Raw genomic sequence first — 17,348 nt, 5'->3', positions numbered from 1 at the left:
TTCAGACGGCGTTCGGCAGCGGTTTGCCCTCTACGAAGGCGCGCAGGTTGTCCAGCGCGACCTCTCCCATCGCCGCACGGGTTTCCAGCGCCGCGGTGCCGAGGTGCGGCAGCAGTGTGACGTTGTCGAGGGCGCGCAGCGCCTCGGGCACCTGCGGCTCCTTCTCGTAGACGTCGAGGCCCGCGCCGCCGATTCGCCGCTCGGTCAGCGCGGCGATCAGCGCGGCCTCGTCCACGACGTCGCCCCGGGCGATGTTCACCAGATGCGCGTGCGGTGGCATCGCGGCCAGCGCGGCGGCGTCGAGCAGGTGGCGCGTGCCCGCCCCGCCCGGCACCGCGACGACCACGATATCGGCCGTGGCCATCACCTCGGCCAGCGAGTCGAGCTGTCGCGCGGGCACGCCGGGATCGGCAACCCGCGAGCGGTTGAAGAACACCACCTCCATGCCGAAACCGTGGTGCGCGCGTCGGGCGATCGCCTTGCCGATCCGGCCCATGCCAACCACGCCCAGCACCTTGCCGCTGACGTGCAGGCCCAGCATCTGCGTCGGGTGCCAGCCCTGCCACGCGCCCGACCGCACCAGACGTTCGCCTTCCGCCGCGCGGCGGGCGGACATCAGGATCAGCGTCATCGCGATGTCGGCGGTCGCGTCGGTCACCGCGCCCGGGGTGTTGGTCACCGCGACGCCTGCGGTCTTTGCCGTTTCGATGTCGATATGGTTGTAGCCCATCCCGAAATTCGCAAGCAGCTTCGCCCGCGGTGCCGGCACCGCGGCGAAGGCGGCGGCGTCGAAGATGTCGCCCAGCGTTGGCAGCACGCAGTCGTAATCGGTCAGCGCGGCGTGGATCTCGTCGCGCGACAGCGGCGTGGTCTCTTCGCGCAGGGTGACGTCGAACAGCGCGCGGGCGGCGGCGACGTTCGCCTCGGGCAGGGGGCGGGTGATCAGCAGTTTCATCAGTAGAGCCGCCCGCCCAGCGGGACGTCCTGCTCGGGCGTGAGGAGGACGACCTCGTTGTCGGCATCGGGCACGCCGAGCACAAGCACCTCGGACATCACCGGGCCGATCTGGCGGGGCGGGAAGTTCACCACCGCCATCACCTGCTGCCCGATCAGCCCCTCGGGGGTGTAGTGTTTGGTGATCTGGGCCGAGCTCTTCTTGACCCCAAGTTCCGGCCCGAGGTCGACCCACAGCTTGATCGCGGGCTTGCGGGCCTCGGGGAAGGGTTCGGCCTGCACGATGCGGCCCACGCGAATGTCGACCTTCAGAAAATCGTCGAAGCTGATGGTCATTTGCCCAGCTCCCGCCCGCGGTCGGCGGCGGCCTTGACCGCACGTTTCAGAAGCGGGGGAAAGCCCGTGTCCGCATCCATCAGCACGCCCAGTGCGGCGGCGGTGGTGCCGCCCGGCGAGGTGACGTTGACGCGCAGCTGGGCCGGGTCTTCCTCGGCCTCCATCGCCAGGGCCCCGGCTCCCGCGACGGTCGCCTTGGCCAGCTGCATCGCCAGATTGGCGGGCAGGCCCTCGGCCTCGCCCGCGGCGGCCAGCGTCTCGATCAGGTGGAAGACATAGGCGGGGCCGGAGCCCGAGACGGCGGTGACCGCATCCATCTGGTGCTCTCCCTCCAGCCGCACGGTCTGGCCGACGGCGGACAGCAGGGTCTCCGCCAGTTCCATGTCAAGCTCGGTCGCGGGGCCGTTGCCGGTCAGCGCGGTGATGCCGCGTCCGATCGCGGCGGGGGTGTTGGGCATCGCGCGGATCACCGGTGTCGCGGTGCCCAGCACCGTTTCGTAATACGAGATCGGCGTGCCGGCGGCGACCGAGAGGAACAGCGTGGTGCCGTCGCCGAGCGGCGTAAGTTTCGGCAGCGCCTCGGCCATCATCTGCGGCTTGACCGCGACCAGCACGATCGCGGGGTCCTCGGGCAGGTCGGTGTTGAGGTGAAGGCCTTTGGCGGCAAGGCCCTGAAGCCACTCGGACGGCCGGGGATCCATCACCCAGACCGCGCCGGGTTCCAGTCCGCGCTTCAGCCAGCCCGCCAGCATCGCCGAGCCCATCTTGCCGCAGCCCAGGAGCACCAGCCCCCGCTTCGCTACCCTGTCCAGATCGTTCATCACGCCCTCCGTTTCGCGCGGAGACTAGAGCGCCGCGCGCCGAGTTGGAAGAGCGCGGCTCCCGTGTCAGGGCTGAGCCAATCAGGGATGGGGTCGCATGGATCCGGTCTCGACGTAGCGCTGGTGCCAGCTCAGCGCCTCGTTCAGCAGGGTGGGCGATTGCTGTCCGTAAGACCCCTGCCGCGCGCGGTCGAAGTAATCCTGCAGCATCGGGCGGTAATCGGGGTGGGCGCAGGTCTCGATGATCGCCTTGGCGCGCTGCCGGGGCGACAGGCCGCGCAGATCGGCGAGGCCCTGTTCGGTCACGATCACCTGGACGTCCTGGTTGATGTGGTCGACGTGGCTGGCCTTCGGCACGATGGCCGAGATCGCCCCGTTCTTCGCGGTCGAGGGCGACATGAAGATCGAGACATAGGCGTTGCGCGCGAAATCGCCCGAGCCGCCGATACCGTTCTGAATCCGCGATCCCATCACGTGGGTGGAGTTCACGCTGCCGAAGATGTCGGCCTCGATCATGCCGTTCATCGCGATGCAGCCAAGGCGGCGGATCACCTCCGGATGGTTCGAGATCTCTTGCGGGCGCAGCAGGATCTTGTCGCGGAACGCGGCCATCTCGGCATTCAGCTGTTCCGCCGCGTCGGGGCTGAGCGAGAAGGCGGTGGCCGAGGCCATCTTCAGCTTTCCCGAGGAAATCAGGTCGAGCATGCCGTCCTGCAGCACCTCGGTATAGGCGGTCAGCTGGTCGAACGGACCGTCGGCAAGGCCGGTCAGAACGGCGTTGGCGATGTTGCCGACGCCCGATTGCAGCGGCAGCAGGTTGGCCGGCAGCCGGCCGCGGGCGACCTCGTGGCGGAAGAATTCCATCAGGTGGCCGGCGATGGCGCGGGCGGTCGCGTCGGGCGGCGAAAAGGGGGCGTTGCGGTCGGGCGCCTCGGTCTCGACCACGGCGACCACCTTGTCGGGGTCGCAGCGGAAATAGGGTTCGCCGATGCGGTCCTCGGGGCGGGTCAGGGGGATCGGCACGCGATTCGGCGGCAGCGCGGTGCCGTAGTAGATGTCGTGCATCCCCTCCAGCGCCTCGCTTTGCCAGGCGTTGACCTCGAGGATCACCTTCTCGGCCCGGTCGATCCAGGTCTTGTTGTTGCCGACCGACGAGGAGGGGATGAGCGATCCGTCCTCCCGGATGCCCGCGACCTCGATCACCGCCACGTCGAGTGGGCCGAGGAACCCTTCCCAGGCCATGGGGGCGACCTGGCTCAGGTGCATGTCGAAATAGTCCATCTCGCCGCGGTTGATCTTTTCCCGGGCGATCGGGTCGGAGTTGTAGGGCAGGCGGAACTCGATCCCGTCGGCCTTGGCCAGCGCGCCGTCAAGCTCTGGCCCGGTGGAGGCGCCGGTCCAGACGCGGATGCGGAACGGGTCGCCCGCGGTATGGGCCGCCTCGATCTGCGCGGCAAGGGCCTGCGGCACCGCCTTGGGATAGCCCGACCCGGTGAAGCCGCTCATGCCCACGGTACTGCCGCGGCCGATCATCGCGGCGGCGGCGTCGGCAGATGTGACCTTGGCCTGATAGGCGGCGCTGGCGATCCTCGCACGGGTGGTCATGTCGGATTTTCCTCCTCCTGGTGCCGGCTCGGCCAGCCTGGAATTAGATGACATGATTGAATCGGCCCTCCAAGAGAGGAGCCAAGCTGAAACGGCATAGCACGCTTGCAGGGATTGCAATGCATGCGGCGCGGCAGGGGCTCAGGCCTCGGCGGTCTCGGCGGCGTGCCGGGCGTCCTCGGCGTCGCCGGTGGCGCCGTTGAAGACGAGGTTCAGGGTCACGGCGGAGAGGGTGGCCAGCAGGATGCCGCTGTCGATCAGCGGGTGGATCGCATGCGGCATCCACATCTTGAAGTCGGGCGCGATCAGCGGGATCATCCCGAAGCCGAGGCTGACCGCCACGATGAACAGGTTGTTGCGGCTGGTGGTGAAATCGACCCGCGACAGGATGCGGATGCCGGTGGCCGCCACCATGCCGAACATCACCAGTCCCGCCCCGCCCAGCACCGAGGTCGGCAGGCTTTCGACCAGCGCGCCCATCTTCGGGATCAACCCCAGCAGGATCAGGATCGCGCCCCCGGTCACGCAGACGAAGCGCGAGCGGATGCCGGTGACCCCCACCAGCCCCACGTTCTGCGAGAACGAGGTATAGGGGAAGGTGTTGAACAGCCCGCCGATGATGGCACCCACGCCGTCGGTGCGCAGGCCGGCGGCAAGGCGCTTTTGGGTGATCTTCACGCCGGTCATCTCTCCCAGCGCAAGGAACATGCCGGTGGATTCGATCATCACCACGATCATCACCAGCACGAAGGTCACGATCAGGACGGGGTCGAAGATCGGCATGCCGAAGTGGAACGGAGGGACCAGCTCGAACCATCCCGCGCGGCCGACCTTGGCAAAGCCCATCATCCCGAAAATGGCGACGAGGATGCCCCCGAAGACGATGCCCAGAAGCACCGCGATGTTCTGCAAGAAGCCGCGGGCGAGGCGGGCAATCAGCAGGATCACCACCAGCACCGCGGCCGAGATCGCGATGTTGGCGGGGTTCGCGTAGGAGGTGTTGTTCAGAGTCGGCAGGATCGCGAAGCCCTTGGGCATGGCGCCCGCGCCCGCGGCCTCCGCCGCCGTCGACGCGGCCTCGAGCCAGGCGGCGTTGGCGGGGTCCACGACCTTGGGCGCGGTGGGGCCCACGGGCAGGCCGAAGATCCACGAGATGCCGATCTTCATAAGCGTGACGCCGATGACGAGGATGATCGTGCCGGTCACCACGGGCGGGAAGAAGCGCAGCATCTTCGACACCAGCGGGGCGATCAGGATGCCGATGATACCCGCCCCGATGATGCCGCCGAATATCATCCGCGCGCCTTCCGTGCCCGGGTGCGCGATCGCCACGCCGATCATCGGCCCCACCGAGGCGAAGGTGACGCCCATCATCACCGGCAGGCGGATGCCGAAATATGGGGTCACGCCCAGCGACTGGATCAGCGTCACGATCCCGCAGGCGAAGAGGTCGGCCGAGATCAGGAAGGCCACGTCCTCGGGCGCGAGCCTCAGCACCCGGCCGATGATCAGCGGAACCGCCACGGCCCCGGCGTACATGACGAGGACATGCTGCAGACCGAGGGTGATCAAACGGCCGGGCGGCAGCACCTCGTCGACGGGATGCACGGAGGAGGACGAAGGAGATGCGGCGGGGTCGGTAGAGGAGGCGGGGGCGGTCATGAAATCCTCACTGTTGAAGCGGCCTTCGTCTGAGGCGGCCTTTGTCTCTCGATTCCGGCGGGTGGTCCGGCCGCCGGGTTGGGCCCGGGGGGGCGAGGTCAGGGGGGCGAGGTCAGGGGGCGAGGTCAGAGAGAACGATTGTGTAGGGCGCATCGAACCAGTGTTCCTGCAGGTTGGGGGTATCGCCGATGCGGTCGACCACGGCGAAGAGCCCCGGCGCATGCAGCGGTGTCAGCACCCCGTGCCAGGCGCCGCGGTGCAGGTTGATCCCCTGCCCGGGGGCGGTGAGGAAGGCCTGCGGCGTGCCGGGTGTGCCCCCCTCGTCCGGTGCGACGATGACGAGGAATGGGTGTTCGCTCATCGGCAGGAAGGCCTGGCTGCCCTCGGGGTGCCGCTCGACCATCTCGAGCCGGTAGGGAAGCGCGCGCGGCTCCGCCCGGAAGAGCGAGATCCCCGCACGTCCCCCGGGGCCGAAGTCGAGCGTCGCCCGGTCGTGCCAGCGGCCGCAGAGACCCTGGTTGATCAGCTTGTCATGCGGGCCGTTGGTGTCGAGCACCTCGCCGAAGGGGGCGAAGGCGGGCCGGGTCAGGGCGGTGGCGCGGATCGTGCGGGTCATGCGGTGGCGCCTGCGGCGAGGCCGGGGGGCCAGCCCCCCGGACCCCCCGGGATATTTCCGCTCAGAAGAAAGGGGCGGGTCATCCGGCGGCTCCGGATGCGCGCCCGAAGGCCCCGGGCCCGCGGAGGTTCGCGTGGCGGTTGATGTCCTTGTAGAGCAGGTAGCGGAAGCGGCCGGGGCCGGCGGCGTAGCAGGCCTGCGGGCAGAAGGCACGGAGCCACATGTAATCGCCGGCCTCGACCTCGACCCAGTCGCGGTTGAGGCGGTAGACCGCCTTGCCCTCGAGCACGTAGAGGCCGTGTTCCATCACGTGGGTTTCCTCGAACGGGATGGTGGCGCCCGGTTCGAAGGTGACGATGTTGACATGCATGTCGTGGCGCAGATCCGCGGGGTCGACGAAGCGGGTGGTGGCCCAGCGGCCCTCGGTCCCCGGCATCGGGCTGAGCGGGGTTTCGGCGTCCGAGGTGACGAAGGCCTCGGGCCGTGCGATGCCCGGGGCGGGTTCGTAGAGCTTGCGGATCCAGTGGAGCGTGGCGGGGGTGTCGCCCGTGGCGTGAAGGCGCCAGTCGCTGCCGGGGGGCAGGTAGGCGTAGCCGCCCGCCGCCAGATCATGCGCCGTGGCCCCGAGGGTGAGGGTGACGTGGCCCCCGGTGACGAAGAGCACGCCCTGCGCGCCGGTCTCGGGTTCCGGGGTGTCGGAGCCGCCGCCCGGGGCGATCTCGAGGATGTAATGCGAGAAGGTCTCGGCGAAGCCCGAGAGCGGTCGTGCGATGATCCAGGCGCGGGTGTCGGACCAGCCGGGGAGGAACGAGGTGACGATGTCGCGCATCACCCCGCGGGGGAGGACGGCATAGGCCTCGGTGAATACCGCGCGGCCGGTGTGAAGCGCGGTTTGCGGCGGCAGGCCGTCGATCGGGCCGGTGTAGCTGGTCATGGCAGGAGGTCCTTGAGACGCAGGAGCGCGATCCGTTCGACCTGTTTGCAGGCCTCCGGAAGCTCGGCGTCGGTGGGATTGGCGAGGCGGCGTTCGAAGGCGGAAAGGATGCCCGCCTTGTCGTGGTCGCGGACCGCGATGATAAAGGGAAAGCCGTGCTTTTCCATGTATTTGGCGTTCAGATCCCCGAACCGGGCGCGTTCGGCGTCGGTCAGGGCGTCGAGGCCGGCACTGGCCTGTTCGCCGGTCGATTCGGCGGTCAGACGTTTCGCCTGCGCCAGCTTGCCGGCTAGGTCGGGGTGGGCCTTGAGGACGCCGAGGCGTTCCTCGGGCGTGGCGGCGCGGAACATGCGGGCCAGCGCGCTGTGCACCCCGACCGCGGTGTCATGCGCCGGGCCGAGCTCCAGCGCGAAGGCGCGTTCGGCAATCCAGGGGGAGTGTTCGAAGATGCCCCCGAAGCGCGCGACGAAGGTGTCGCGCGACATGCGCGAGGGGCGCTCGAACCGCGTATGGGGGTGATGTTCGGCCCAATGGCGCGCCACGTCGATGCGGCGGGGGAACCAGACGCCCTGATGCGCCTGCGCGTACTCGAGGAAGCGCTTCAGCCCGGCCATCTTGCCCGGGCGGCCGATCAGGCGATTGTGCAGGCCGATCGACATCATCTTCGCGCCGCCGGCCTCTCCTTCCGCGTAGAGCGTGTCGAAGGCATCCTTCAGGTAACGCTCGAACTGGTCGCCGGTGATCCAGCCGGGCGAGGTGGCGAAGCGCATGTCGTTGGCTTCCAGCGTGTAGGGGATGATCAGCTGGTCGCGGTCGCCGTGCTCGATCCAGTAGGGGAGGTCGTCATCGTAGGTGTCGGAGATGTAGGCAAAGCCCCCCGCCTCGGTCACCAGCCGCACGGTGTTGGCCGAGCAGCGCCCGGTGTACCAGCCGAGCGGGCGTTCGCCCGTCACCTCGGTGTGCAGGCGGATCGCCTCGGCGATGGCGGCGCGTTCCTCTTCCTCGGGCATGTCCTTGTGCTCGACCCACTTGAACCCGTGCGAGGCGATCTCCCATCCCGCGTCCTGCATCGCGGCGACCTGTTCGGGCGAGCGGGCGAGGGCGGTGGCGACGCCGTAGATCGTCAGCGGGATGCCCAGGGAAGTGAACAGGCGGTGCAGCCGCCAGAAGCCTGCCCGCGCGCCGTATTCGTAGATCGATTCCATGTTCCAGTGGCGCTGGCCCGGCCACATGGCGGCGCCGGCGATGTCGGACAGGAAGGCCTCGGAGGCGGCGTCGCCGTGAAGGATGCAGTTCTCGCCCCCCTCCTCGTAGTTCAGCACGATCTGCACGGCGATCCTGGCGCCGCCTGGCCAGCCCGCGTCGGGTGGGGTGGGGCCGTGGCCCAGCATGTCGCGGGGGTAGCGGTTCATGATCGGTCCTCGTCTTGCTGACATTCCCTGTCTACCGTGGCATCATGCCAAGATATTTTCAAAATATCGCAGAAGGTCCTACCGGCCAGCTGCCGGGTCGCATCGCTGGGCCGTTCGTGGCTAGGATGCGCAAGGATTGATCGCCGACAGGAGGCTTTCCCATGGCCGAAGGTTATCTGACGACGCATGTTCTGGATACCGCCCGGGGCGTTCCGGCCGGGGGCGTGCCGCTGGCGCTGTTCCGGCTGGACGAGGGGGGGCCGCACAAGGTGGCCGAGGCGGTGACCAATGCCGACGGCCGCACCGACGCGCCGTTGCTGCCGCGGGGCAGCATGCGCGCCGCGGATTACGAGCTGGTGTTCTTTACCGGTACCTACCTGCGCGCGACCGGCCAGGCGGTGGGGGAGCGGCTGTTCCTCGATGCGGTGCCGATCCGCTTCGGCGTCACCGATGCCGACAGCCATTACCACGTGCCGCTTCTGCTCTCGCCCTACGGCTATTCGACCTACAGGGGCAGCTAGAGCGCCGTCGGCCCGGCGCACGAGGGGAAAAGCGGACACGACAGGAACCGGGCACCACAGGATGATGCCGTGCCCGCGGCCGGGGCGGGCCCTTGCGCAGGCACCGCCCGGTCGGCCTCGCGCCGGTCTGTCGTTGGTGGAGCGCCCTTCGGTCGGTTGACCCCACCTGAGCACGCCGCCAATGTGGCGCCGCATCAGCAGGGGGGCCGTCATGGCACGCAGCATTCTCGTCACCGGGTCGGCCGGGTTCATCGGTTTCCACCTCTGCCGCCTACTGCTTGACGAAGGCTTCGAGGTGACCGGCTTCGACGGGATGACGGATTACTACGACCCCGCGCTGAAACGCGCCCGGCTGGAGATCCTCGAGCAGCGGCCCGGCTTCCGGCAGGTGACCGCCATGCTCGAAGACAGGGGCCGGGTGATGGAGACGGTGGCCGAAGCGGCGCCCGATGTCATCGTCCATCTCGCCGCCCAGGCCGGGGTGCGCTACTCGATCGAGGCGCCGCGCTCCTATGTCGATGCCAACCTGATCGGCACCTTCGAGGTGCTCGAGGCCGCCCGCGCCCATACCCCCGCGCACCTGATGCTGGCCTCCACCTCCTCGGTCTTCGGCGCCAACGAGAAGATGCCCTATGCCGAGACCGACAAGGCCGATGCGCAGATGTCGTTCTATGCCGCCACCAAGAAGGCGAACGAGGCGATGGCGCATTCCTATGCACATCTCTTCGGCATTCCCACGACGATGTTCCGCTTCTTCACCGTCTACGGGCCCTGGGGGCGGCCGGACATGGCACTTTTCAAGTTCACGAAGGCGATCCTCGCCGGAGAGCCGATCGACATCTACAACCACGGCGAGATGATGCGCGACTTCACCTATGTCGAGGATCTCGTCCTCGGGATCCGACGGCTGATGGAGGTGCCGCCCGTTACCGGTGCGCCCGCGGGCACGTTCGACAGTCTGTCGCCGGTGGCACCGTGGCGGGTGGTGAACATCGGCAACGGCCAGCCGGTGAAGCTGATGGATTTCATCGCGGCGATCGAGGCCGCGACCGGCCGCGCGGCGATCCCGAACTTCATGGAGATGCAGCCCGGCGACGTGCCCGCGACCTGGGCCGAGACGCGGCTGCTGGAGGCGCTGGTCGGCGCGCTTCCGCGCACGGAGGTGACCGAGGGGGTCGCCGAGTTCGTCACATGGTACCGCGCGCGCTACAACGCCTGAATCATGCCGCGCCGCAGCGACGGCGGAATTGACTTGCGCGGCGCGGTCGCGCATTCCCTTGGGTGGACAGTGAATTTGGGAGCTTTCGGATGAAGATCGCGATGATCGGTACGGGCTACGTGGGCCTCGTGTCCGGGGTGTGTTTCTCGGATTTCGGGCACGACGTGGTCTGTGTCGACAAGAATCCCGCCAAGATCGAGATGCTAGAGGCCGGTGAGGTCCCGATCTACGAGCCGGGCCTCGACGAGGTCCTCGCCCGCAACGTCGAGGCGGGGCGACTGACCTTCACGACCGATCTGGCGGCGGCGGTCGACGGGGCCGAGGCGGTGTTCATCGCGGTCGGCACGCCCACCCGGCGCGGCGATGGCCATGCAGACCTGACCTATGTGATGGCCGCGGCCGAAGAGATCGCGGCCGCCCTCACCGGGTATTCGGTAATCGTCACCAAATCGACGGTGCCGGTGGGCACCAACCGCGCGGTCGAGAAGGTGATCGCCGCGGCCAATCCCGCGGCCGGCTTCGATGTCGCCTCGAACCCCGAATTCCTGCGCGAAGGCGCGGCGATCGACGATTTCATGCGCCCCGACCGCGTGGTCGTCGGGGTCGAGTCGGAGCGCGCACGCGAGGTCATGGGCGACATCTACCGCCCGCTCTTCCTGCGCGACTTCCCGATCGTCTTCACCGACCTGGAATCGGCCGAGATGATCAAGTACGCGGCCAACGCCTTCCTGGCCACCAAGATCACCTTCATCAACGAGATCGCGGCGCTGTGCGAACGCGTCGGCGCCGACGTCAAGGCGGTGTCGAAGGGCATGGGCCTCGACGGCCGGATCGGCAACAAGTTCCTGCACGCGGGCCCGGGCTACGGCGGCTCGTGCTTCCCCAAGGATACCAACGCCCTTGCCCGGATCGGGCAGGATCATGCCTCGCCGGTGCGCATCGTCGAGACGGTGATTGCGGTGAACGAAGAGGTCAAGCGGCGGATGATAGACCGCATCGTCGATCTCTGCGGCGGTACGGTGAACGGCAAGACCGTGGCGGTGCTGGGGGTGACGTTCAAGCCCAACACCGACGACATGCGCGAGGGGCCGTCGCTGACGATCGTTCCGGCGCTGGTGGGCGGCGGCGCCCGGGTCAAGGTGGTCGACCCGCAGGGCCGCAAGGAGGGCGAGGCGCTCCTGCCGGGGGTCAGCTGGGTTGACGACGCCTACGATGCCGCCGCCGGGGCGGATGTGGTGATCCTGCTGACCGAGTGGAACGAATTCCGCGCCCTCGACCTCAAGCGGCTGGCGGGCGGAATGGCGACGGCCCGGATGGCCGACCTGCGCAACATCTACTCCGAGAAGGACGCCAGGCGCGCGGGCTTCGAGGCCTATATCGGCGTCGGACGGTAATCGCCCGCCGCCCCTTCTTCTGAGCGGAAATATCCTCGGGGGGTGCAGGGGGGCAGACGGCCCCCCTGCTCTGCGTCCGTCAGCTCTGCGCCCATCGGCTCTGCGCCGGTCACCCGGCGCAATCGGCCACTTGGTGCGCCAGTCGCTCGATCAGCGTCTCGTAGAGATCCGGCCCCATCGGCTGCGACGTTCCGGCGGGGTCCAGCGGGGCGCCGATCTTCGCCTTCGTTCCCGAAACCACCGCCTCGACCAGCTTCGGATCGTGGTTGTCCTCGGGGAAGACGCAGACCGCACCGGTGCGGTCGAGCATGTCGTGGATGTCGGCAAGCCGCTTCGCGCCCGGGGTCGCCGCATCGCCCTCGGCGACCGAGCCGGCGACGTTCAGGCCGTAGTGCCGGGCAAAATAGCCGAAGGCGTCGTGAAAGACGACGATCGGCGCGCCGCGCACCGGAGTCAGGGTCGCCTTCGCCGCCGTGTCCGCCGCCGCGATCGCCTTCGCGGCCGCCGCGGCGTTTGCGTCATAGGTGGCCGCATGGGCCGGATCCTTCGCCGAAAGATCCGCCGCGATCAGCTTCAGCCAGACCTGCGCGTTGTCCGGGTCGAGCCAGGCATGCGGGTTCAGCCCTTCTTGATCGTGGCCTTCGTGATCGTGACCCCCGTCCTTGTGGCCCTCGTCCTTCTGACTCTTGTCGTTGTGGTTCCCTTCCGCGCCCGGGTCGCCCTCGCCCACGGCATAGCTGAGCTGTGTGGTGCCCTTCGCATGCAACAGCGCCACGGCCCGCCCTTCGGCGCCGACGCCCTTGAGCGCGTGGTCTAGCCAGGGCGTCAGCTCGGGCCCGATCCAGAACACGATGTCGGCCTTGGACAGTGCCGAGGCCTGCGAGGGCCGCATCTGGAAATCATGCGGATCGGCGCCCTTGCCGGTCAGCACGACGGGTTTGCCGAGATCGCCCATCACCTGGCTTACCAGGGACCCGACGGGCGGAATGTCGGTCACGACATTGGGCACCTCGGCTTGGGCCGCGCCGGCAAGCAGGGTCAGGGTGGCGGCCAGCATCAGGCCCTTCGGATTTGCGCAGGTCATCAAAAGATCTCCGGGGTTGTCGCTACGGCCCTTACATCGTATGTTATATGGTAACACGTCAAGAGACGTAATATCATAACTTTCGAGCGAGCCCCATGCCCAAGATCCCAGCGCCGTCCGGCGATCCCGCAGATCCCGGCATCGTCTTTCACCGCCACGACCACGCCCATTGCGCCGAGGACGCGCTGAGCCGCGCCGAAACGCTGAGCGACCAGCGCGGCCTGCGCCTGACCCCGGTACGCCGCCGCACACTTGAGATCCTGCTCGAGGAACACAGGGCGCTCGGCGCTTACGAGGTGCTCGACCGGCTGGCGGCCGAGGGCTTCGGCAAGCAGCCGCCGGTGGCCTACCGCGCGCTCGATTTCCTCGTCGACCAGGGGTTCGCGCACCGTATCCGGCGGCTTAACGCCTTCACCGCCTGCGTCCACTCGGGCGAGCCGCACAGCCCGGTGTTCCTGATCTGCTCGGGCTGCAACACAGTGGCCGAGGCGCCGGGGGCCGAGGTGCACGGCGCCCTTGTCGGCGCGGCGCAGGAGGTGGGCTTTGCCATCCGCCGCGCCAATATCGAGGCGGTGGGTCTCTGCCCCGCCTGCCAGGCCGACGAAGGCGCCGCCTCTGCGGACGAGACCACCCCGGCATGAGCCTGCTCGACGCGCAATCCCTGACCGTGCGCTTCGGCGGCGACGCGGTACTCGAAGACGTCAGCCTGTCGCTGGAGCCGGGCGAGATCGTCACCGTGGTCGGCCCGAACGGCTCGGGCAAGTCGACGCTCCTGCGGGCGCTGCTGGGCATTCAGCCGCTGGCCTCTGGCCGGATCACCCGCAAGACCGGGTTGCGGCTGGGCTATGTGCCGCAGAAGCTGCACATCGACCGCGGGCTGCCGCTGACAGTGCGCCGCTTCCTGTCGCTGCCGCATGGCCACGCGGCGGGCGAGGCCGCCCGGGTGCTGGCGCGTGTCGGCATGGCCGGCATGGAGGCGCGCCAGCTGGTGGGCCTCTCGGGTGGTCAGATGCAGCGCGTGCTGCTTGCCCGGGCGCTTCTCGCCCGGCCCGAGTTGCTGATCCTGGACGAGCCGACGCAGGGCCTCGACCAGCCTGGGGAGGCCGCGTTCTACAAGCTGATCGAGGAGGTCCGGACCGAGATGGGCTGCGCCATCCTGATGGTCAGCCACGACCTGCACGTGGTGATGAGCGCCTCCGACCGGGTGATCTGCCTCAACCATCATGTCTGCTGCCAGGGCACGCCGCACGTGGTGTCGAACGCGCCGGAATACCGCGCGCTCTTCGGTGTCGGCACCCGCGGCGCGCTGGCGCTCTACCAGCACGACCACGATCACGCGCACGACCATGCGCACGACCACGGGCACGGCCCGGGCCATGATACAGGACATGATCCAGACCATGATCGCGGGCAGGACCATGATCATGACCCCGAACACGGCCATGGAGCCCGCGACCATGCTTGAGCCGTTCCTCCTGCGCGCGGTCCTGGCGGGGCTGGGGCTGGCACTGGCGGCGGGGCCGCTCGGCTGCTTCGTGGTCTGGCGCCGGATGGCGTTCTTCGGCGACGCGACGGCCCATGCGGCGATCCTCGGCGTCGCGCTGGCCCTCGGCTTCTCGGTCTCGATCTACGTCGGTACGCTGAGCATGGCGCTCCTGATGGCGCTGACAGTATCGGCATTGTCAGGAAGAGGCTGGGCCGCGGACACGATGCTGGGGGTGCTGGCCCATACCGCGCTGGCGCTCGGCCTCGTCGCCATCAGCTTCGTGCCGGGCGTCCGGGTCGACCTGCAAAGCTACCTTTTCGGCGACATCCTCGCGGTGTCCTGGCGCGACGTGATCCTCGTCTGGTGCGGCGCGGCGCTGGTGCTTTCAGGGCTCGCCTGGCGCTGGTCGGGGCTGCTCACCGCGACGATCAGCGAGGATCTGGCGCAGGCCTCGGGCATCAACCCGGCGCGCGAGGGGCTGGTGCTGACGCTGGCGCTGGCCGTCGTGGTCGCAGTGGCGATCAAGGTGGTCGGCGCGCTCCTGATCGCGGCGATGCTGATCGTGCCGGCCGCCGCCGCCCGCAGCCTTTCCCGCACTCCCGAGACCATGGCCCTCTTCGCGGCGCTCATCGGTGTGCTGGCGGTCCTCGTTGGTCTCTGGGGGTCATTCCACTTCGACACGCCCGCCGGGCCGTCGATCGTGGTCGCCGCGGCCGCGGTCTTCATCCTGTCCGCGGGCCTTGGCGGTATGTTGCGGCGCGGTTAGCGGGGGCCAGCCCCCGCACCCCCGGGATATTTCCGCTCAGAAGAAGGGAGGGGCGTGTCTTCTTCTGAGCGGAAATATCCCACGGGGGTCTGGGGGTGTGAAACCCCCAGCTCCGCCGCAGGTCATCCGCCCTGCGGCTGGGCTGTCTCGCCCGCCTTCGCCGCCTTGTACCAGGCAACAATCTTCGCGCGGTCGGCCGGGTCCATGTAGTTGTAGCTGCCCGGGGGCATGGCGTGGGTCACGCCCGCCTGGATGTAGATCCGGTGCGCCTCCTGCGCGATCTCGGCTGGGGTTTCCAGCAGCACGTTCTTGGGCGCGCGGGCCACGATCCCGTTCTCTGCGGCCTGGGTGGAGTGGCACATGGAGCAATTGCCGCTGACGATGTCGGTCACGTCCTGAAATCCCGGCGCCTGGGCGAAGCGCTGTGCCGCGGGGGGCAGGGCCGCTTCGTTCTGTACTTCTTCGGAGCGGAGCGGGGCGGCCGAGAGCCAGACGATGATCGCGAAGATCACCGCGGTCGCCACCCAGGTCCACCAGAGTTTCCGTTTCGTCTGGTGGTAGGTGTTGAAGAAGTGCCGGATCGTCACCCCCATCAGGAACACGAGGCTTGCGATCAGCCAGTTCCACTGCGTCGCGAAGGCCAGCGGGTAGTGGTTCGACAGCATCAGGAACAGCACCGGCAGCGTCAGGTAGTTGTTGTGGGTCGAGCGCTGCTTGGCGATCTTGCCGTACTTGGCATCGGGCGTGCGGCCGGCGCGCAGGTCGGCCACCACGATCTTCTGGTTCGGGATGATGATCATGAAGACGTTGGCCGACATGATCGTCGCCGTGAACGCACCGAGATGCAGGAGCGCCGCCCGTCCCGAGAACACGTGGGTATAGCCCCAGGCCATCGCGACCAGGATCACGTAGAGCCCGATCATCAGCCGCGTGTTGTCGTCGCCGAAGCGCGACTTGCAGATCAGATCATAGAGGATCCAGCCGAGGATCAGGGAGCCGAGCGAGATGCAGATCGCCACCCAGACGGGGATGTTCAGCACCTGCGGATCGACGAGGTAGATGCCCGCGCCCATGTAATAGACCAGCACCATCATCAGGAAGCCGGTGAGCCAGGTCGTGTAGGCCTCCCACTTGAACCAGGTCAGGTGCTGGGGCAGGGCCTCGGGCGCGACCATGTATTTCTGGATATGGTAGAAGCCACCGCCGTGGACCTGCCATTCCTCGCCGTCGGCGCCGGTGGCAAGGGGCGTGTCGCGCCGAAGCCCGAGGTCTAGCGCGATGAAGTAGAAGGACGAGCCGATCCAGGCGATCCCCGCGATGACGTGGAACCAGCGCACCGCGAATTGCAGCCATTCCTCGAGTATCGTCCAGTCCATCACGCGTTCCTTCCCCGTTTGGCGGAACGCTATCCCGTCGTGTGTATTCTTGTTAATGCTGCAAATGTCAGAGGACTTTCAAAGCGGCCCGAAAAATCGCCATGGCTTACGTCAACAACGTGCGGATGTTCGTCCGTGTCTACGAATTGGGCAGCATGAGTGCGGCGGCACGCGATCAGCGCACCTCGCCCGCCGTCGCCTCGGCCCGGGTGGCGGAGATGGAAAAGCACCTGGGCGTGCGGCTGTTCAACCGCACCACCCGCAGCCTGACGCCGACCGAGCATGGACGCACCTTCTACGAGGGTGCGCAGCGGATTCTCGAGGCGATCGACGAGGCCGAGGCGGCCGTGGTGGACGCCACGCAGAATCCGCGCGGCACGGTCTATGTCGCGGCGCCGCTGGGGATCGGGCGGCGGCTGATCGCGCCCGACGTGCCGGCCTTCAAGGACAGCTATCCCGAGATCGACGTGCGCCTGCGCCTGTCGGACCGCACGATCGACGTGACGGGCGAAGGACTGGACGTGGCGTTCCACCTGGGGATCCTCGAGGACAGCACGCTGAAGGTGCGGGTGATCGCCGACTGCCCCCGCGTGCTTTGCGCCGCACCGGACTACATCGCGGCGCGGGGGATGCCGGCGGATGGCGCGGCGCTGGTCGGGGACGGGCACGATTGCCTCAACCTGCGCTTTCCCGGCGCCCGGGAATTCCAGTGGACATTGCAGACCGCCGAGGGCCCCCGCCGGTACGAGATCGGGGGGCCGTTCGAATCGGATGACGGCGACGTGCTGACCGGGTGGGCGCTCGACGGGCGGGGGATCGTGATGAAGCCGGTCTTCGAGGTGGCCGAGCATCTGCGCGCCGGTCGCCTCGTCCCGGTGGCCGTGGCGACGCCGCCGCTGCCGGTGCAATTGTCGTGCCTGACACCGCACCGACGGTTCAGGGACCCGAAGATCCGCCTTTTCGTCGACTTCATGGTGGCGCGCTGCAAGGCCGCCGTCGCGGCAGCGGCGTAGGGCCGCGGTGGCAGAGCGGGGGCGCTGCCCCCTGCACCCCCGGGATATTTTCGAGCAGAAAGACGAGGAGGGCATTCCTTTCTTCTGAGTGGAAATATCCCACGGGGGTGCGGGGGTGTGAAACCCCCGCGGATGCGGTGGGTGCGGGG

The 17,348-nt window shown here is 68.2% G+C and carries 17 protein-coding genes; 7 read left to right on the top strand and 10 right to left on the bottom strand.

Going from position 1 to position 17,348, the window contains the following annotated elements; genetic code table 11:
• Nucleotide 1: 1 nt before the first annotated feature.
• The 8 genes from CVV76_RS19150 to puuE form a co-directional block, all read right to left on the bottom strand.
• A complete protein-coding gene (locus tag CVV76_RS19150) occupies nucleotides 2-955 on the bottom strand; it encodes a 2-hydroxyacid dehydrogenase (protein WP_102226297.1) in 954 nt (317 codons plus the stop codon).
• Nucleotides 955-1,290 (bottom strand): tRNA-binding protein, encoded by a 336-nt coding sequence (locus CVV76_RS19145; protein WP_102226296.1) that lies wholly within the window; start codon nucleotides 1,288-1,290, stop codon nucleotides 955-957. Before CVV76_RS19145 ends, CVV76_RS19150 begins: the two co-directional genes overlap by 1 nt.
• The gene (gene proC, locus CVV76_RS19140; RefSeq protein WP_102226295.1) at nucleotides 1,287-2,111 is read right to left on the bottom strand and encodes a pyrroline-5-carboxylate reductase; all 825 of its coding nucleotides are present in this window, start codon (nucleotides 2,109-2,111) and stop codon (nucleotides 1,287-1,289) included. Before proC ends, CVV76_RS19145 begins: the two co-directional genes overlap by 4 nt.
• A gap of 81 nt (nucleotides 2,112-2,192) precedes the next feature.
• The gene (locus CVV76_RS19135; protein ID WP_102226294.1) at nucleotides 2,193-3,716 is read right to left on the bottom strand and encodes an acetyl-CoA hydrolase/transferase family protein; all 1,524 of its coding nucleotides are present in this window, start codon (nucleotides 3,714-3,716) and stop codon (nucleotides 2,193-2,195) included.
• 141 nt (nucleotides 3,717-3,857) lie between these two features.
• Complete coding sequence (locus tag CVV76_RS19130; RefSeq protein ID WP_102226293.1) at nucleotides 3,858-5,378, bottom strand: nucleobase:cation symporter-2 family protein; 1,521 nt, start codon at nucleotides 5,376-5,378, stop codon at nucleotides 3,858-3,860.
• A gap of 112 nt (nucleotides 5,379-5,490) precedes the next feature.
• Entirely contained in the window at nucleotides 5,491-5,994 is a 504-nt protein-coding gene (locus CVV76_RS19125) for an ureidoglycolate lyase (RefSeq protein ID WP_102226292.1), read from the bottom strand.
• A 79-nt stretch (nucleotides 5,995-6,073) separates the two neighbouring features.
• A complete protein-coding gene (locus CVV76_RS19120; protein WP_102226291.1) occupies nucleotides 6,074-6,928 on the bottom strand; it encodes a bifunctional allantoicase/(S)-ureidoglycine aminohydrolase in 855 nt (284 codons plus the stop codon).
• Complete coding sequence (puuE, locus tag CVV76_RS19115) at nucleotides 6,925-8,340, bottom strand: allantoinase PuuE (protein WP_102226290.1); 1,416 nt, start codon at nucleotides 8,338-8,340, stop codon at nucleotides 6,925-6,927. The genes CVV76_RS19120 and puuE overlap by 4 nt, the downstream gene beginning before the upstream one ends.
• Before the next feature lie 161 nt (nucleotides 8,341-8,501).
• On the opposite strand from puuE, the gene uraH reads away from it, so the two are divergent.
• The 3 genes from uraH (at nucleotide 8,502) to CVV76_RS19100 (ending at nucleotide 11,474) form a co-directional block, all read left to right on the top strand.
• Nucleotides 8,502-8,861, top strand: coding sequence for a hydroxyisourate hydrolase (uraH, locus tag CVV76_RS19110; protein ID WP_102226289.1), 360 nt, complete (start codon nucleotides 8,502-8,504; stop codon nucleotides 8,859-8,861).
• Between the two features lie 211 nt (nucleotides 8,862-9,072).
• Nucleotides 9,073-10,080 (top strand): NAD-dependent epimerase/dehydratase family protein, encoded by a 1,008-nt coding sequence (locus CVV76_RS19105; protein WP_102226288.1) that lies wholly within the window; start codon nucleotides 9,073-9,075, stop codon nucleotides 10,078-10,080.
• 89 nt (nucleotides 10,081-10,169) lie between these two features.
• A complete protein-coding gene (locus CVV76_RS19100; protein ID WP_102226287.1) occupies nucleotides 10,170-11,474 on the top strand; it encodes a UDP-glucose dehydrogenase family protein in 1,305 nt (434 codons plus the stop codon).
• A 109-nt stretch (nucleotides 11,475-11,583) separates the two neighbouring features.
• Here CVV76_RS19100 and CVV76_RS19095 read toward each other — a convergent pair whose 3' ends face one another.
• On the bottom strand, nucleotides 11,584-12,558 hold the full coding sequence (locus CVV76_RS19095) for a zinc ABC transporter substrate-binding protein (protein WP_233193026.1): 975 nt from the start codon (nucleotides 12,556-12,558) through the stop codon (nucleotides 11,584-11,586).
• Nucleotides 12,559-12,653: 95 nt separating this feature from the next.
• Between CVV76_RS19095 and CVV76_RS19090 the strand changes: the two genes are divergently transcribed.
• The 3 genes from CVV76_RS19090 to CVV76_RS19080 are packed head-to-tail and all read left to right on the top strand — an operon-like array spanning nucleotide 12,654 to nucleotide 14,810.
• Complete coding sequence (locus tag CVV76_RS19090; protein ID WP_102226286.1) at nucleotides 12,654-13,199, top strand: helix-turn-helix domain-containing protein; 546 nt, start codon at nucleotides 12,654-12,656, stop codon at nucleotides 13,197-13,199.
• A complete protein-coding gene (locus tag CVV76_RS19085; RefSeq protein WP_102226285.1) occupies nucleotides 13,196-14,023 on the top strand; it encodes a metal ABC transporter ATP-binding protein in 828 nt (275 codons plus the stop codon). The genes CVV76_RS19090 and CVV76_RS19085 overlap by 4 nt, the downstream gene beginning before the upstream one ends.
• Nucleotides 14,016-14,810 carry an iron chelate uptake ABC transporter family permease subunit gene (locus CVV76_RS19080; RefSeq protein ID WP_102226323.1) on the top strand — a complete coding sequence of 265 codons (795 nt, stop codon included), beginning with the start codon at nucleotides 14,016-14,018 and terminating at the stop codon, nucleotides 14,808-14,810. Before CVV76_RS19085 ends, CVV76_RS19080 begins: the two co-directional genes overlap by 8 nt.
• Nucleotides 14,811-14,932: 122 nt before the next feature.
• Here the strand turns inward: CVV76_RS19080 and CVV76_RS19075 are convergent, their stop codons facing one another.
• The gene (locus CVV76_RS19075) at nucleotides 14,933-16,189 is read right to left on the bottom strand and encodes a urate hydroxylase PuuD (protein WP_102226284.1); all 1,257 of its coding nucleotides are present in this window, start codon (nucleotides 16,187-16,189) and stop codon (nucleotides 14,933-14,935) included.
• A gap of 98 nt (nucleotides 16,190-16,287) precedes the next feature.
• Between CVV76_RS19075 and CVV76_RS19070 the strand changes: the two genes are divergently transcribed.
• A complete protein-coding gene (locus CVV76_RS19070) occupies nucleotides 16,288-17,199 on the top strand; it encodes a LysR family transcriptional regulator (protein WP_102226283.1) in 912 nt (303 codons plus the stop codon).
• Nucleotides 17,200-17,348: the final 149 nt, after the last annotated feature.

The sequence above is a fragment of the Acidimangrovimonas sediminis genome (genome assembly GCF_002871005.1).
Classification (GTDB): domain Bacteria; phylum Pseudomonadota; class Alphaproteobacteria; order Rhodobacterales; family Rhodobacteraceae; genus Acidimangrovimonas; species Acidimangrovimonas sediminis.
This window is presented reverse-complemented; position numbering and strand designations above follow the sequence as displayed.